Origin of the sequence: Paraburkholderia phytofirmans OLGA172, assembly GCF_001634365.1 — a bacterium.
Lineage (GTDB): Bacteria > Pseudomonadota > Gammaproteobacteria > Burkholderiales > Burkholderiaceae > Paraburkholderia.
Genome location: NZ_CP014579.1, coordinates 2,937,397 through 2,953,250 on the forward strand (window position 1 = coordinate 2,937,397; position 15,854 = coordinate 2,953,250).

Annotated in this window: 17 protein-coding genes and 2 pseudogenes; 4 read left to right on the forward strand and 15 right to left on the reverse strand. The window is 59.4% G+C overall.

Annotated features, from left to right (window positions below; genetic code table 11):
* Positions 1-97 precede the first annotated feature (97 nt).
* Positions 98-1,012 (forward strand): LysR family transcriptional regulator, encoded by a 915-nt coding sequence (locus AYM40_RS33070; protein WP_063500865.1) that lies wholly within the window; start codon positions 98-100, stop codon positions 1,010-1,012.
* 223 nt (positions 1,013-1,235) lie between these two features.
* Here AYM40_RS33070 and AYM40_RS33075 read toward each other — a convergent pair whose 3' ends face one another.
* The 4 genes from AYM40_RS33075 to AYM40_RS33090 form a co-directional block, all read right to left on the reverse strand.
* Entirely contained in the window at positions 1,236-2,327 is a 1,092-nt protein-coding gene (locus AYM40_RS33075; RefSeq protein WP_420488496.1) for a porin, read from the reverse strand.
* A 299-nt stretch (positions 2,328-2,626) separates the two neighbouring features.
* On the reverse strand, positions 2,627-3,691 hold the full coding sequence (locus AYM40_RS33080; protein ID WP_063500177.1) for a maleylacetate reductase: 1,065 nt from the start codon (positions 3,689-3,691) through the stop codon (positions 2,627-2,629).
* Positions 3,688-4,410 (reverse strand): dienelactone hydrolase family protein, encoded by a 723-nt coding sequence (locus tag AYM40_RS33085; RefSeq protein ID WP_063500178.1) that lies wholly within the window; start codon positions 4,408-4,410, stop codon positions 3,688-3,690. Before AYM40_RS33085 ends, AYM40_RS33080 begins: the two co-directional genes overlap by 4 nt.
* A complete protein-coding gene (locus AYM40_RS33090) occupies positions 4,407-5,504 on the reverse strand; it encodes a cupin domain-containing protein (protein ID WP_158515372.1) in 1,098 nt (365 codons plus the stop codon). Before AYM40_RS33090 ends, AYM40_RS33085 begins: the two co-directional genes overlap by 4 nt.
* Before the next feature lie 188 nt (positions 5,505-5,692).
* Here AYM40_RS33090 and AYM40_RS33095 point away from each other — a divergent pair, with 188 nt between their 5' ends.
* Positions 5,693-6,541, forward strand: coding sequence for an IclR family transcriptional regulator (locus AYM40_RS33095; protein ID WP_158515373.1), 849 nt, complete (start codon positions 5,693-5,695; stop codon positions 6,539-6,541).
* A 107-nt stretch (positions 6,542-6,648) separates the two neighbouring features.
* Here AYM40_RS33095 and AYM40_RS33100 read toward each other — a convergent pair whose 3' ends face one another.
* The 5 genes from AYM40_RS33100 to AYM40_RS33120 all read right to left on the reverse strand — a co-directional run bounded on the left by AYM40_RS33100 (position 6,649) and on the right by AYM40_RS33120 (position 10,903).
* On the reverse strand, positions 6,649-7,227 hold the full coding sequence (locus AYM40_RS33100) for a cupin domain-containing protein (protein WP_063500179.1): 579 nt from the start codon (positions 7,225-7,227) through the stop codon (positions 6,649-6,651).
* Between the two features lie 33 nt (positions 7,228-7,260).
* Positions 7,261-8,004, reverse strand: coding sequence for a dienelactone hydrolase family protein (locus AYM40_RS33105; RefSeq protein WP_063500180.1), 744 nt, complete (start codon positions 8,002-8,004; stop codon positions 7,261-7,263).
* A 480-nt stretch (positions 8,005-8,484) separates the two neighbouring features.
* Entirely contained in the window at positions 8,485-9,429 is a 945-nt protein-coding gene (locus tag AYM40_RS33110) for a LysR family transcriptional regulator (RefSeq protein ID WP_082855437.1), read from the reverse strand.
* A 140-nt stretch (positions 9,430-9,569) separates the two neighbouring features.
* The gene (gene maiA / locus AYM40_RS33115; RefSeq protein ID WP_063500182.1) at positions 9,570-10,214 is read right to left on the reverse strand and encodes a maleylacetoacetate isomerase; all 645 of its coding nucleotides are present in this window, start codon (positions 10,212-10,214) and stop codon (positions 9,570-9,572) included.
* A complete protein-coding gene (locus tag AYM40_RS33120) occupies positions 10,211-10,903 on the reverse strand; it encodes a fumarylacetoacetate hydrolase family protein (protein ID WP_063500183.1) in 693 nt (230 codons plus the stop codon). Before AYM40_RS33120 ends, maiA (AYM40_RS33115) begins: the two co-directional genes overlap by 4 nt.
* 342 nt (positions 10,904-11,245) lie before the next feature.
* Between AYM40_RS33120 and AYM40_RS33125 the strand changes: the two are divergent.
* Positions 11,246-11,790 (forward strand): annotated as a pseudogene (locus AYM40_RS33125) (AraC family transcriptional regulator).
* A 93-nt stretch (positions 11,791-11,883) separates the two neighbouring features.
* Here AYM40_RS33125 and AYM40_RS33130 read toward each other — a convergent pair.
* Positions 11,884-12,291, reverse strand: a complete 408-nt coding sequence (locus AYM40_RS33130; protein ID WP_236721022.1) for a carboxymuconolactone decarboxylase family protein — start codon at positions 12,289-12,291, stop codon at positions 11,884-11,886.
* 47 nt (positions 12,292-12,338) lie between these two features.
* Here AYM40_RS33130 and AYM40_RS42980 point away from each other — a divergent pair.
* Positions 12,339-12,464, forward strand: a pseudogene (locus AYM40_RS42980) (MarR family transcriptional regulator); the annotation flags it as partial.
* Between the two features lie 4 nt (positions 12,465-12,468).
* Here AYM40_RS42980 and maiA (AYM40_RS33135) read toward each other — a convergent pair.
* From maiA (AYM40_RS33135) to AYM40_RS33155, 5 genes are all read right to left on the reverse strand, one after another.
* On the reverse strand, positions 12,469-13,113 hold the full coding sequence (maiA, locus tag AYM40_RS33135; protein WP_063500184.1) for a maleylacetoacetate isomerase: 645 nt from the start codon (positions 13,111-13,113) through the stop codon (positions 12,469-12,471).
* A gap of 15 nt (positions 13,114-13,128) precedes the next feature.
* Positions 13,129-13,827 carry a fumarylacetoacetate hydrolase family protein gene (locus AYM40_RS33140; protein WP_063500185.1) on the reverse strand — a complete coding sequence of 233 codons (699 nt, stop codon included), beginning with the start codon at positions 13,825-13,827 and terminating at the stop codon, positions 13,129-13,131.
* A gap of 82 nt (positions 13,828-13,909) precedes the next feature.
* On the reverse strand, positions 13,910-14,956 hold the full coding sequence (gene gtdA / locus AYM40_RS33145; RefSeq protein ID WP_063500186.1) for a gentisate 1,2-dioxygenase: 1,047 nt from the start codon (positions 14,954-14,956) through the stop codon (positions 13,910-13,912).
* A gap of 103 nt (positions 14,957-15,059) precedes the next feature.
* Positions 15,060-15,371, reverse strand: a complete 312-nt coding sequence (locus AYM40_RS33150; protein WP_063500187.1) for a non-heme iron oxygenase ferredoxin subunit — start codon at positions 15,369-15,371, stop codon at positions 15,060-15,062.
* A gap of 8 nt (positions 15,372-15,379) precedes the next feature.
* The gene (locus AYM40_RS33155) at positions 15,380-15,853 is read right to left on the reverse strand and encodes an aromatic-ring-hydroxylating dioxygenase subunit beta (protein WP_063500188.1); all 474 of its coding nucleotides are present in this window, start codon (positions 15,851-15,853) and stop codon (positions 15,380-15,382) included.
* Position 15,854 lies beyond the last annotated feature (1 nt).

Genomic DNA, 15,854 nt, shown 5'->3' on the forward strand with positions numbered 1-15,854 from the left:
CAACTCGGAAATCTATCGTGGATGAATTCTATGAACTGCTCTAACATTGGTAAATGCGATATCGTGAATTGCCAACATTTACCTTGTGAATGAAATCGTGGAACTGAATGACATCGACCTGAACCTGCTGGTCGTATTTAGCGAACTGCTCATCGAGCGTCGTGTAGCCAGAGTGGCTGACAAGCTTGGTTTAACGCAACCGTCCGTGAGCAATGCGCTCAGCCGCTTACGCAAGCTGCTTCATGACGATCTTTTCATTCGCACACCAAAGGGGATGGAACCAACCCCCTACGCAAGTCAGCTTGCAGAGCCAATCAGCTTCGCGTTAAGCACGATTCGAAGCTCCTTGAACCAGCAACCGGAGTTTTCCCCCGACACGAGCACGCGAAGATTCACCATCGGTATGGCCGATGTGGGGGAAATCTATTTTTTGCCCAAGCTAATGGACAGGCTGGCGCACGTCGCCCCCCATGTTTCTGTGAGCACGCTGCGCAACACGTCGGTGAATCTACGGGATGCGATGGAAGCGGGACAGATCGATCTTGCAATGGGTTTGCTGCCACAACTAAAGGCCGGATTCTTTCAGCGCAGCCTCTTCCATCAGGCTTATGTATGCATGTTTCGCCAAGGTCACCCGCTTCAAGGGAGGAAAATTTCCCTCAAACAGTTCACCGAAGCCGACCACGTGGTTGTCGTTTCTCCGGGAACAGGACATGCGCAAGTGGACGACATGATCGAGCGAAAAGGCATTCGCAGAAACGTCCGGCTTACCGTGCCACATTTCGTCGCCGTCGGGCACATCCTTTCCAATACGGATATGATCGCCACGGTTCCGGAGCGTTACGCGATGGAGTGTCTGGCGCCATTCAAGCTCGCGTACGTCAAGCATCCGGTCGAATTGCCAGGGATCGACATCAACATCTTCTGGCATGCGAAATTGCACAAGGAACCGGGCAACCAATGGCTGCGCAATCTGATTGCCGATACGTTCTCGGATGCCGCACGAGGGTGAGAGCCATGTCCGTCACGAACCCGGCGTCCTGCATTTTCCAACGAGGCTGCGCCATGAAGACGAGCGCCAGGCACGGAAACGGGGCGGCCGCGAACCGACTGTGCAACATGCCGCCCCTGTGGCGTTGCGATCCTGCAGGTGACATTGCGTCTGGTTGTTTCCCAGTTGTGGAGACTACATGCCCGCGCATCGGGTCGAGGTGCAACGCAGTCGTGCCCCCGATTCAGAATAGGTGGCGCATACCGAGCATCACGCCAAGCTGCTCCGCACCTGCCTCGACCGTACCGCCGGCGGATACCGGCGTGCTGCCGTGACGGCCGTTGATCATGTAACCCACGGATGAATAGACGGACGTACTCCTGCTCAGATAGTAGCTGGCACGCGCAGCCAGCCCGGTCGAACTCGTCACGCCCGACTGGATGTATTTGTCGACCTGCGCGTCGAGGGCTAGCGACGCTATCGGCGTATAAGTGAGTCCGAAAAAGTACAGGTTATAGAGTGTGCTTGCCGCGCCGGCCGACAGGTTACGGTGAATCCAGCCACCGCCTGCCTTCACGCTCGGGAGCTTGAAATAGCCATCGACGACAGTGTGAGTGTCTGTGTAGGCGCTACTGGTCAGCGGTGCCGACGCCCCCGCGCCGCCACGCATCCGGTCATACGATGCCGCCGCCCCGAAGTGGGACGAATCGTAGGCAATCATGGCGGTGTATTGCTTGCAGGCGAGGAAATTGCCGGCCACCTGGCCCGGACAATTCGTCGCGGAGGGGCCGGCGGGCCCGGCAGCGTCACGCCCGAAACTGTACGTGGCGCCGACGGTCACACCCGCAAACTTTTCCATGTAGCCAACGGCGTTGTCGCTGCGTGCATAGGCCAGATAGCTGTCGAAGACGTACAACGAATGAATCGACGGTCCGATAACGTCGGCGTTCAGGAGTGTGTAGGTCGTCATGTTGATCTGCCGACCAAGTGTCAACGAGCCGTAGGCGGTCTGCAGCCCCACGTTCGCCTGCCGCCCGAACTCCCGGCCACCGAAATTGAAGCCGCCGGTACCCGGCGCGAAGCCGCTCTCCAGCCTGAAAATCGCCTTGTTGCCGCCCCCGAGATCCTCCACGCCCGTCAATCCCCACTCCGAAGGCATTTCGCCAGTCAATGTGGGCACACCGGCAAAACTGCCACCACCGGCTGCATGGTTGTAGTATTCGACTCCTGTATCGATGATGCCGTATAGCGTGACACTGCTCTGGCTGTGGGCGAGGCATGACGCTTGCATGAGCGAAAAGAACGCGACACTCCTCAACAGACTACGCATTTCCATTGACGTCTCCTTTTTTTAACGACCGGTGTTTTGTAATTTTTGGCATACTAATCAAACATATAAACGGCTCTGTATCTTTGTGCGTGGCCCTGTGTTTGTGACCGCAACACGCCGACTGTCTACCGTGTTGCTGCGCTCGCCCGTATTCCCGCTCGACACGCCGGGCGGGCAATCACCGAGCAAAGCGGGTGAGCCGGACGGCCGGTATCGCCCAGCTCATGCGATACACGCCAGCCGCTAGCGGCCTCAAGGGGAAACCGCCAGTGTCGGATGGATAGTGCGATGAACTCCCGCGCCGCTTACCTCGAGGACGGCTCCTCTCCAGTCCATGCGGCTTGCAGCAAGTTGAGCACGGCTGCCTCGTCAACAGGCAAGGGGTTGTGGTCGATGTGGTGGTGAGATTCCGCGGCGATGGCGACAATGCTGTCGGCCGGAACGCCCAGCTCGCCTAGCGAGGCGGGAGCCCCCAAACTGCGCGCGAGCCGGTACAGTGCCACCGCAGGATGCGCGCCCATCACCGACTCCATCGCCGCGCATGCCTCGGGTATCGCCGACGCGTTGTAAGCAAGCACGTGCGGCAGCACGACACAGTTGGATTCGCCGTGGGGCACCTCGAAGCGCCCGCCCAGTACGTGACAGATCCGGTGATGCATGCCGATGCCCACCGAGTTGACCATCAAGCCGCCAATCGTCGCGCCATAAGCCGCCTCGGTCCGGGCTTCCAGGTCGGTAGGCTCGTCCGCCAGCTTCTTCAACGCACGGTAGAGCATGTCGATGCCGGTCAGCGCGAGCTGGTTGGTCAACGGATTGCTCTTCGGAACATACAGCGCCTCGATGCAATGTGCGAGTGCATTCATGCCAGTGGTCGCTGTCTCGCGGATCGGCAAAGATTGCGCGAGCACCGGATCGACAATGACGGTGTTGGCGAGCGCCCTGGGCTCCCGCCTGGTGCGCTTTTCGCCATCCACCAGCACCCCGAACAGCGGCGTCATCTCCGACCCCGAGAGCGTGGTCGGCAATGCGATATGGGGGGCGCCGGTTTCCGCCGCAATATATTTGCCGAGGCCGACAGTCGACCCTCCTCCAACGGTGACAATGGCATCACATTCCCGCCGACGGAACGCGTCTAGTGCAGCATTCGCCACCTCGAGTGGACAGTGCGGCAACGCGCCATCGAACGAGGCGCGAAGCCGGGACGCGAGCACCTCGGCGACTTCCCGGTAGCGGCGGGCGCCGCCCTCCGTTGTGACGAACAGTGCGCGCGACTTTCCCATCTGATCGAGACGGCCCGCGAGGTCCGCGACGCGGCCTGCCCCGAACAGGACTGTCGGCGAGTGGCACTCAAACTGGAACGCCGGAATCATCGAAGTCGCTCCGTCAACAGTTCGAGCATGCGGTGATCCGCTGCGAGGAAAGCCTCCCGGTTGAACGCCTCCTCGCGCAACGAATTGAAGAATCCATGTTGCGCGCCCTTGTAGGTGTATACGGTGGCGTTCGGCATGCCGCTGACGACACTCTCGACGGCACGGACATGCTCGGGAAGTATGTGCGTATCGTCTTCGCCTACGTGGTATTGCAGCGGAGATTCGATAGTGCGCAACTCCTTCAGATGCTCGTGAACCCGCACTCCGTAGAAAGAAACCGCGGCGTCGCAATGAAAGCGGGCGGCATACTTCAGCGCGAGCAGGCCGCCAATGCAAAACCCGACAACGGCCAGCTTGCCATTGGCGCCGGGTAGGTGACGCGCCCACTCCGCTACGGCATTGCAGTGATTGAGTGCTGTCTCCGGGTTAAATGCCTGAAGCAGTGCGAAGCCACGTTGGCGGTCGGCCTCGCTATAGCCGAGATCGACCCGGCGCTCGAGATGGCCGAAAACGTCTGCGCACACCACCCTGAATCCCTTCTCGCTCAGTTTCGTCGCGATGTGGCGCATCGCCTGGTTCACGCCGAAGATTTCCTGAAGCAGCAGAACGGTGCCGCGCGGTGCATCGTCCTCGCCGTGGGCGGGACCGACGCAGAACGCTTCGATGTCTTCTTGCTGAGAAACTGTCTGCCAGCCGGACGGGAATTGCGCTGCGGTCATGCTACCTCCAGTTCAAAAATGGTTCCGTCGTCGTTACGCGCCTGTTTGCGCATTAAGCCGAGTTTCTTGAGAGCGGGCTCGTCAGTCACCGAATAAAGCGCTGCTTCGCCGCCGGTCGATTCATGCTGATACCACGACCACGGGGGCGCGCAGAATACATCGTTGGGTTTCCACTCGAAAGTTTTCCCGTTGATTTCGGTTTTTCCGGTGCCTTCCAGCACGACGAATACTGAGGAAGAAGTTCGCCTTTGGGGCAGTGTCCGTTCGCCTGCGCGCAGCAACGTGCTTCTATAAGACATTGTCTGCATAACAGGGCCGCCGCTAACCGGGTTTGTGTATTCGACCGTGATCGCGTCGTATGGACTGCCAGGCAGACTGGACATGGCATCGAGCGCTGCCCGCGTGTCCTTCCATCGATAGACGAACATCGGGGAGTGATCGACGCGGCCCCTGCGGTGGTCAACGAAGGTCGGCGTGAGTCCCCCGCGCGAATACAGATGCGTGGAATGACCCGACGGTGCGGCGATTGACTGGACCGTCCTGCGCTGCTCATCTTCGACGTAGTCGAACTCGAACATCGTTGCATTGAGCGACTCGACTAGCGGAACATCGAGAACGTCAACCCAGATGACCGGTTCCGTCCCTTCGTTTCCGTGATCGTGCCAGCAGCCGTTGGGCGTCAGCACGAGATCGCCGCGCGACATCAGGATCTTCTCGCCATTCACCACGGTAAACCCGCCCTTGCCTTCCAGCACGAAGCGGCTCGCATTCGGCGTATGGCGATGGACCGGCGCCTGTTCCCCCGGGTTGTACAGCGAATAGGCCGCAAATATCGTCTGCGTGATGTAGGGCTTGCCAGACAGCCCGGGATTGGCGAACACCAGAGCCCGCCGCTCGCATTCCTCGATTGGCACGGTCCTGGCGGCCACCGCGAGCCGCGGCTGGATATCGGACCACTGCCAGTGATACGGCACAGCCCTCGGCCGCGGTTCCTCAATTTCGATCTCCATACGCTGTTCCCAGAACTCCACCAGATTGAGCGCGGATGCATCGCTCGAGAGTTGGGCGCGCACGCCAGCGTGATCAAGCTCCATGGTCATCTCCTTCTCCTTTTTGGGTTCACTTCTAATAATACATTGTATGATGCATCACACAATATAAGATGAAATATCGCCCGTCAAGCGTACCCGTCGCGAAGGTTCGGCACGGCAGCGAGGACGGCGCAGGTTGAAGGCAAGTGATGCCGCTGATACCCTTTGCACCAATCCATGAAAGGAAGGCGATGAACGTAGAAATGAAAGCCGAGCAGGACGATCAGGCCGACGACCAGCGCCCCGGCATTCAGTCGGTCGAAATCGGGGCGGAAATTCTCAGAGCACTCGCGACTTTTGGAACGCTCGTTCCCTTGCGATCACTCGCGGCGAAATGCGGCATGCCCGTCGGCAAGGTGCACCGCTACCTGGTGAGCCTCACGCGAGCGGGACTGGTCGAGCAGGACGCGGCCAGCGGCTACTACGGGGTTGGTCGGGGCGCGATCGCGATAGGACTCTCCGGACTATGGGCGTGCTCACCGGTCAAGGAAGCGGCCCGGGCAATCGCACAGTTGAGGGACGCCACGCGAGATACAACTTTCGGCGCGATCTGGACCGATATGGGTCCGGTCGTCTGTTTGCTGGAGGAAGCCGACAGCCCCGTTTACATGAACATCCGCGTCGGAGCGCAACTGGCCATTCACCGTAGCGCGGCGGGACGGGTATTCGCAGCCTATTTGCCCGAGGAGCGTGTGAAGAGGGCAGCCAGGTTTCAGGAGCACACGCTTTCCGCTTCCGGGCAAAAGTTTACGTCGGCCCAACTGCGCGAACTCCATGGAGAAGTACGCGCAAACGGTTACGCGGCAATCTCGGGGCTGAGCGTACCCGGCATCAATGCCGTCGCCGCTCCTATCTACGATCACAAGGGTAAAGTCACTGTCGTGATCGGCGTGCTTGGACGGGACAACGACCTGCCGCTTTCCGGAGAATCGGCGCATATCAAGTCGTTGCTCGATTGCGCCGCGCTCGCATCGGAGCGACTGGGTTACGACGCAGGCGTCATCGGTCGGGCAGCCGGAGAAGCTTGGAATTCGAACTGAGGTGAGGCTATCTACAGGCTGCTCCGCGACGACAACAAACCCCACGCTTCGGAAAACATGCGGTCTGCCAGCAGTCTGGCTGGCACCTCCAAAGAGGTGCCGTCACATCACGGTTGATGGGGGCGATTTCCCTCCACCGCGTGGAAGACGTGGCCCATCGGTTCTTCCCAGATCAGGTTGCGTTCCATCGCACGTGCGGGCATGTCCTGGATCACGTATTGGATCGCGGGCTCAGTGCCGGTGTTGATGTGCTCGTGGCTGGCCATCGGTGGGCAGGCGAACGTGTCGCCGCGCTTCCAATCAAAGCGCTTGCCGTCCAGGATCGAGTAACCTTCGCCCTGCATGATGTGATACAGCGCGTACGAGTTGTGACGGTGCGCGACGATGTGCTCACCCGGGTTGATCGCCTGAATGCCCAGAAAGATTGACGGGAACACGCCACCCGCTTCGCCGGTATCGCCATGAACCAGCGCAATGAAGCGCCGATCCGCGTTGCGCAGCGGGTCTTTCATCACCACATCCAGCCGCTCCACCACATCCTGCCAGCGCCAGATGGCGGGACGCAGGTTCTTCTTGATGAGGAACGGATAGTACTCGTCGTCCGTCATCATCTGAGCCCACTCGGTCCGGTCGACGACTTCCGTCACCGGCGACGTCTTGAGATTAACTGCGTTGTCTTCGCTCATGTTTGCCTCCTTAATTAAAATGAGAGTTATTGACTAGTGCGCGCCGACGCGTCCGCGCAGGTGCCAATTCAGGAAAGTTCGCGTGCGCTGCCAGGCGGCGCTCGACGCAGCCGGCCGAAAAACCGCTGGTCGGAACCACTCGTCGAACGCGTGCGGCGCGCCGCCGTAGATGAAAAGCTCGTACGGCTTCTGGGCCGTGCGCAGCCGGCTGGTAAATCGGTCAATCTCATCCCGGCCGACCAGGCGGTCCCAGTCGCCGTAGTGGCACAGCAACGGCGCCTTCAGGGACTCGGCGACATCAACCGGTGCAATGGGCTTGCGCTCGGTACGGGATGCATAGTCAAACTGACCGTAGTAGTCGACCGCGCAACCGATCGCATGTTGGGCACTTGCCAACGTGGCATAAGTTCCGCCGATGCAAAAACCGAGCAGACCCACATTCGAAAGCGGGAAGCCTGCGGTACGCGCCCACCCCAAAATTTCTTCGAGATCCGCGAGCACACGCCGATCGTCCAGTGCGGCAACAGCCTCACCAATCAGCTGCGGCGTAGAAATGTCCGGGACCGCGCCTTCCCGTCCGAAGTAGTCGAGCACCGCGACGGTGTAGCCGTCCGCGCACAGATTTCGCGCCCGAGTGACGACGTAGTCGTTGACGCCGGCGATTGCCGCCAGCATCACAACGAGCGCCGGTACAACCTGCGTGTCCTGGACTGGCCGCAGAAGGCGGCACGATGCGCCACCGGGAAACGAAAGATGCTCAATATCGATACCGTTCATATGGATACCTATCCTTATTTCGTTAACCTGAAGTTTCGTCGGAACGGTCTATCCACGCAATGTTGATCGTTTTGTTCTCACTATTCGAGAGACGAATGATGGTCCGGCTCCCATGGACCTGATGCCGCCGGCACCCATCACTTCATCGCGGCAGGTACACACCACAAGGACCAGCGATGAATGGGAAAATAATCCAGTACGAGAATCGCACGGCTGGGGTCGTCGCACGACCGCTCAACGGTCAAACAACGTATTGAATGCGTGGGCTGATACGGCAGTGGAGCATCCGGCGGGTGGCGCCGTCGCGAAGCGTATCGCCGTTCTGCACGCAAGGCTGGGCTTTGATTTAATTTCGCATTGCTGTATATCTACGCGAACGACGTGTCGCGCCACCCGAATACCCAGTCCTTAGACGACGATCGCCGTGGCGCTCGCTGGAGCACGCTCCCGGAAACGGCCCACGATCAGTCAGACTGTCAGCTAGTCCGCCTCGCGACGAAAGCCCGGTGTTCCGCTTGCAAACACCTGTTGCATGGCACGATGAACAAGGTTTCTCAGCCAGCGAGACGCGGCGTCGTCGTGAAAACGTTCGTGCCAGAACTGCTCGATCAAGAGTTTTGGCAATCGGATGGGAACCGGATGGATTCTCACTCGGGCAACGGGCAGCATCAGTTCCGCCAATGGTTGCGGGATGGTCGCAATCATGTCGCTCGCTGCCACGATGGTCGGCAGCGACATGAAGTGGGGGACACGAGCGCCAATGGAGTCGAGCAAGCCCATCCGCTGCAATGCGGCTTCCACCGTGTGATGTCCGGTTCCCTGGGATTGCGCGACTGCATGGCGCTCATTCAGGAAGTCTTCGGAACGGAGCACATTCTTGATTCGTGGATGGGCCGAACTTGCAATGCAGACGTACTCGCTTCGAAAGAGGGATTTGCGAAGAAGGCTGGCGCGCAATGCCGGATTAAAACCAATCGCGATGTCCGCCCCCCCGTCACGCAGTGCGCCCACGACCGATTCGGTGGGCAACTGTATCGCGCGAAACGAAACAGCCGGTGCGCTCTCCCGACAAACGCCGATGATACGGGGCAGAATGACGGCTTCTGCAATGTCGGTCATGATGATCGCAAATTCTCGACGACTTGACGAAGGATCAAAGTCGCCGCGGATGTCCAGCCCCTGCTCGAGTAGCGCAAGCGCCTGACTGATGCGACGCGCGATGATTTCCGCCAGCGGGGTCGGCATAACCCCGCCAGGTACCCGCACAAAGATGCGATCGTTGAAATGCTCACGAATCTCTCGCAGCGCATGGCTCACCGTCGGCTGGGATACCCCCAGGTCCTCTGCCGCACGCGAGACATTGCGCCGCTCCCATACCGCGCGAAAGACACGAAGTAAATTCAAGTCGAGCGACTGCTTATTCACGATCGGAATGGGCCGTTATCATTAAAATAGTATGCCACGTCCATCAGAACCTGCAAAACTGCATCGATTGCAAAAGAGCGGATCATCCGGTCGCCCACGGATTGACGAACTGGCGGCGCAATCACAGGCAGACGCAGCCGTTACTCCGCATCGGGTTGCCGGTCCGGATGCGCTGCCTGAAACGCATCAAGTGTTTGACATTCAGCGTCAATCGCCCGCAACGCAGGATAGCCATCAACGTCAACGCCGAAACGTCGTGCGCTGTATAACTGCGGCACCAGGCAGCAGTCCGCCATTGTGGGCGTATTGCCGAAACAGAATTTTCCACGCGTAGCGGTACCATCGAGTTCGCGTTCGAGCGCTTCGAGCCCTTTCTTGAGCCAATGGACAATCCATGCCTGCTTTTGCTCGACGGACAGCTGGAGCGGCCCCGTGAGGTACTTCAGGACACGAAGATTGTTCAGCGGATGTATTTCGCAGGCGATGTATTGCGAGAGTTGTCGCACCCGGACCCGATCGCTGCTCGCCGCGGGTAGCAATGCCGCATCCGGATAGCATTCCTCCAGGTATTCGATGATCGCAATTGATTGAGAGATCGGCAATGTGCCATCGAGTAGCACAGGTACCAGTTGCTGCGGATTGAGCGACGAAAAATCTGCAGCAAACTGCTCGCCGCCATTCCGGTTGAGATGGACCGGCACATATTCATACGGCAATCCCTTCAGATTGCACGCAATGCGCACCCGGTAGGAGGACGTGCTGCGGAAGTAGTTATATAGCTTCATACGCGAACGACGATCTCGCCAAGGCGATCGATCGCACCACGCATGACATCGCCGCGTTGCACGGCATTCACGCCCTCCGGGGTACCTGTCATGATGAGATCGCCGGGTTCAAGCGTGTCGTATTCAGACAGGTGTGCGATGCATTCGGCCACGGACCAGATCAGCTTCGAGATATCGGATGCCTGGCGGGGCTGTCCGTTGACCGTCAACGTGATGGCCGCGGCATTGAACACGCCGAGTTGGCCGGCCCGGTGCAGGGGGCCAATCGGAGCCGACTTCGGAAAGGATTTCCCGAATTCCCAGGGGCGTCCTTTGTCGCGCGCTTCGAGCTGCAGATCCCGGCGGGTCATGTCCAATCCCACCGCGTAGCCGTAAACGTGCTTCAACGCGTCGGTCACCGGGATGCGCGAGCCCCCTTTGCCGATGGCGACGACCAGTTCGATTTCGTGGTGAAAGTTTGATGTCTTCGGCGGGTACGGAATCGTGACCTCGGTGGCGCCGGCCTGCACCACGGCATTGGCCGGCTTCATGAAGAAGAACGGCGGATCCCGGTCAGGATCCTTGCCCATTTCACGTGCGTGGGCGGCGTAGTTACGGCCGACACAAAACACGCGGTTGACGGGAAACACTTCCGTGTGACCTGCTACCTGGAGCGCGGACACGGGAGCGACTGGAACTGCAAATTCCATGATTTTCTCCTGACAGACTACGAAATTTTCCCTTCGCGCCAACGACCCAATACCTGTTGGACGGGCCGTTCGGAAGAAAAAAATGAACACCCGGGCCGGCTTCTAGCACGTCCTCTCCGAGAGGTTGAATGATCTCGCGACGTCAGTATGTTTCCACGGGTGTCAGCACGCAATGCGAATGACTTAGTTGCTTCTATTCAAAAACTGAATATCGCTGAAGATCGAATTGGCATGTCGACGTGTCGAGTTCGACGACGCCGCCGGCCGGCAGCGGTCGACCGCGTTGCCACACTGTGCCGCAAGCTCGGTAGAATGCTGGCTCGTCTCGTTGCGAGGATCGTCATGCCCTCTCTGGATTGGCTCAGTCGCCTGCTTGTCATGATGCCCGTCAGCGGCCAGCTCGAAATCCGCTGCTCCTATGGCGCGCCATGGCGTATTGCATATGATCGCGCCAACGCCGGAGAGATGCCCTATCACGTCGTGCTTGGCGGGTCAGCCATACTTGAGATTCCGGGCGGTGGTGCGCCACAGCACCTGGCGGCGGGTGATATCGTGCTGCTGTCTCACGGCTCGCGCCCGCGCTGACGGCCATGTTCAATGAGCCGGCGCACCCGTGGACCCTCCCCGAATTGGCGCAGCTGTGCAATATGTCGCGTGCAACGTTGGTTCGTCAATTTCACGACAAAGTGGGGCGTTCAGCCAGTGATTTGTTGACCGATATCCGAATGACCCTGGCGGCCAACGAATTGAAGAAACCATCGGCATCCACCGAAGCCGTCGCCGAAGTCGTGGGCTATCAATCCCTCGCGGCCTTCAGGCGTGCCTTCACGCAGCGTATGAGCATGACGCCGGGGGATTGGCGCCGTTCGGCGCGTGTACCGGAATGAAAGCAGCCGTCGAACGCGTTAGTTAATCAGGCATGCAAACCGTTTCGAGGCAAAGGCGCAGGCGCCGGAGAAGCGCGCCTGCCCCGTTGCGCTTTACTTGACCGGCGGGAAGTCCACGTAGGTGTCGTTGATGCGGTTGAAAGTGTTTGTGAACACCGTCAACGCAATGGCCCACGTGATTTCCACGAGTTGCCCATCGGTATAGCCAGCTGCTTTGATCGCCGCAAACTCGTCCGCGCTGATCGTGCCGCTGGTTTGCTGCAGGTTCTTCACGAAGCGCACCAGCCCGTCGCGCTTCGCATCGCCCGTTGGCTGGCCCGTCCGGATCTGCTTGAGCGTTTCCGGCGACAGGCCCGCCATCTTGCCCAGCATCACATGCGCGGCCACGCAGTAGTCGCAGCCGGTCAGTTCGCTGACCAGCAGCTTGATTGTCTCCACGTCCTGCTTGCTCAGCGTGCCCGAAGCCAGCACGCCTTCGGCGTTCAGGAACGTCTTGAGCACTTCAGGAGACAGCGCGCCCAGCGCGGCGAACAGGTTAGGGATGCTGCCGGCGGCTTTCTTGCTTGCGCCCGCGCGTCGAAGGGGTCGAGCGCATCCTCACCGCTGCGCTTACTCCGCAGGACTCTTCGGAACCGCGGCGCCTGCTCTCTGCCCTGCTGTCGGAGCGCGAGTAGCGTTTTACGGCGCGACAAAGTCCGGCTGACGTCCCGGTTGTGCTGCCTGAAATGCCGGATGAGAGGCCGCGTGGCGATAAACGGCCATACTCGTTGGGTACACATCCAGATCGCACCCCATCCTCAGCGCGTTCGCAATCTGTGGAACGAGGCAACAGTCGGCCAACGTAGGCTGTTCACCAAAGCACCAGGGGCGTGCTCCGTATTTCGAAAGCAGCCGTTCGACGCCATCCATCCCTTCAGCCACCCAGTGCTTGTACCACTCGCTCTTCTGCTCCGGTGTGACCTTCAGAACCGTATCCAGGTATTTGAGCACACGAAGGTTGTTGACCGGATGCATATCGCAAGAAATGAGCAGTGACAGTTCCAGCACACGTGCACGCTGCTCCGGCTCGGCAGGAATGAGTTGCGGCTCCGGATAGCGTGTGTCGAGCCAATCGACGATTGCGAGTGACTGGCTCAGGCTGAACTCTCCCTCCGTCAAGGCCGGAACGGCCCCCGAGGGATTCACCGCTGCGACATACGCTTCTTTGCGGTGCTCACCGGTCCGGATGTCGACCGGTACGTATTCGAACGGAACGCCCTTCAGCGCAAGCGCAATACGTACCCGATAGGATGTCGAACTATTGAAAAAGCTGTGCAGCTCCATGACGCCCTCGTTGCTCTACACCACGCGGACGTGAAGCTCGCCCAGTTTCTCGACGCCCACCGTAATTGAATCCCCAGCTTTTACTGCGCCGACCCCTTCTGGCGTTCCTGTATAGATGACATCGCCCGGCTCAAGGCGGAAGAACTTCGAGAGGTCAGCAACGGTGTCCGCAACCGACCAGATCAGATGCGAGATGTCGCTCTGCTGCTTCATTTCACCGTTCACCGTCAACCATATGCCACCTTTTTCAAAATGCCCGACGTCGCTCGCCTTGTGAATCGGGCCAATCGGCGCGGAGCGATCAAAGGCCTTGCCGATTTCCCACGGGCGCCCCATTTCGCGCATCTTCATCTGCAGGTCGCGGCGCGTCATATCGAGTCCGACGGCATAGCCCCAGACGTGATCGAGTGCACCGGCCACCGCGATGTCCGAACCACCTTTGCCAATCACCGCCACCAGTTCCGCCTCGTAGTGATAGTTGCTGGTTTTAGGCGGATAGTTCAACTCCAGCAACTCGCCATAGGCCACCGGCACAACTGCGTCTGCGGGCTTGCAGAAAAAGAACGGCGGTTCACGATCGGGATCGAAGCCCATCTCGCGCGCGTGTGCGGCATAGTTACGGCCGACGCAATAGACGCGGCGCACGGCAAAATGCACATCGCTACCGGCAACAGGCACAGCGACGGGTGCTTCGGGTTGAAAAACGAATTCCATAAGAAGAGGCTCCTAATAGCTAGCAGGCTGGACAATTTGTGCAAGGGACACGCCGCGTATCCGTCGCGCTGAAGGCGAAAACCTAGTCACGCTTTTCACGCAGCAGGTTCAGCGCGGAAAGGATGGGGCGATCCGAATAGCTGAAAAGCACGCTATCGTCTTCGGCGTTCAGGCTCACTGGCTGCCATGACGGCACGACAAAGACATCGTGTGGTGCGAACTCGAAGTGTGCATCGCCGATACGCACGCTACCCTTGCCTTCCACGACGCAAAAGATGGTGGCGTCGGTCGTGCGATAAGTCTTTCCGGAAAACCCCGCTGGCAAAAACTGCATGAAGGTCGCAATGGTCGGCATCGGCCAGCCGCCCGTCAAAGGATTGACATAGCGGAGTTTGACGCCGTCCCATGCGTCCAGCTCGCCGTTGCGATAGAGCGCATCGAGTGCTTCCCGGCTGCGCTCATAGGGGTAGCTGAAGATGAGCGACGTCGGATCGCTGACCACATGACGGACAGGCGCCATGTTGTGCCCAAACCGCGCAAAGCTGTCGCCCTCCGGGCGAAGCACCGGTTGGCTGAGTTCGGGGTAGCTTTCAGCGAATCCTGCGTCAAGCGCTCCAACGACAGGAATGTCCAGACCGTCAAGCCACACGACGGGCTCGCCACCGTCAGCGACGACCGGATTCCCGTGGTCATGCCACGTCCAGGAAGGCGTGATGATGAAATCACCGGGATGCATGGTGGTGCGTTCGCCGTTGACGGCGGTCCACGCACCCCGACCTTCGACAATGAAACGCAGCGCGGACTGAGTATGGCGATGACTCGGCGCGACCTCGCCGGGCAGGATCAGCTGCAGGCCGGCGTAAAGCGCCGGTGTAATACTTGACTTGCCCGGCAAGCCCGGATTTTCGAGCACAAGTACTCGACGAACCGCTTCCTCGGCGCTAATGACCGAGCCGGCCTGCATGACCAGATCACGAATTGACGCGTACTTCCAGATCGCTGCCTTTGCCTGCGGCCGCGGCTCCTTGGGCACTAGGTTGTGCAACGACTCCCAGAGCGGAGAAAGCTGTTGAGTCGAGAGTTGCCGATAATAGGCAGCGCGCTGTTCCTTGACCGTATTAGCAGTCATGTGTGTCTCCTGATGATGGTCGTCCCTGCATCTGCGTTCTTACGGTGCGAGAACGCGCGGAATCTGTCGCCGAACGCCAGATTCCCCAGCGTCCAGCGCCGGGCTAGATTTCGATGTAGACCGAACCGCCCTCGATCTTGATCGGATAGGTCTGGATATCCACGGTCAACGGTTCGCACATGGCCTTACCGCTGCGTACGTCGAACTTGCCCTGATGCAGCGGGCACTCGATCTCGTGACCATCCAGGAATCCGTCGCACAGACGGGCGTGTCCGTGCGTGCAGACGTTGTCCGTCGCGTAGACCGCGCCATCGACGCTGTAGATAGCGACCTCGCGCCCACCGGCGATTACAGCCGTCACATCGTCGGCCGGTATGGCGGCCAGCTCGATGACCTTCGTCCACTGCTTTTCCATCTTCAACCTCAGATCGGGTAAATAATCGAGTTCGCGATCATTTCGCTGTCGAACACGCAGATGCGGCTGGCGAACTTCAGTCCGTCGGGTGTTCGTCGGACGATGTCGATATAGCGGCCCACATTGAACACACTCGTCAGTTCGTCAGGCTTCGTGCGAAATACCGCGTAGTTGGCCTGCGACACGATGTGCTCCGCGTCAACCGCACTCACTTGAGGAATGCCGACTACGTGCCGCTGGTAGTACGGGTCGTGGAAGATGGTCTCGGTCATGCCATAGACGCGGTCCTTTAGCATGCCTTTGCTTTCGAACGCCAGAGTCGCGAGCGGGAAGCCACGATCGTAGTTTTCGCGAGGCTGGATCTTGTAGACGCAGTCGTCGACAAAGAATTCCGGCCAGCGATCCCACTCGTTGGTATCCAAAGCGAGGGCATAGTCGGTGTATAGCGCAAGCAATTGTTGCCAGGTTTCGAAATCGAGCATC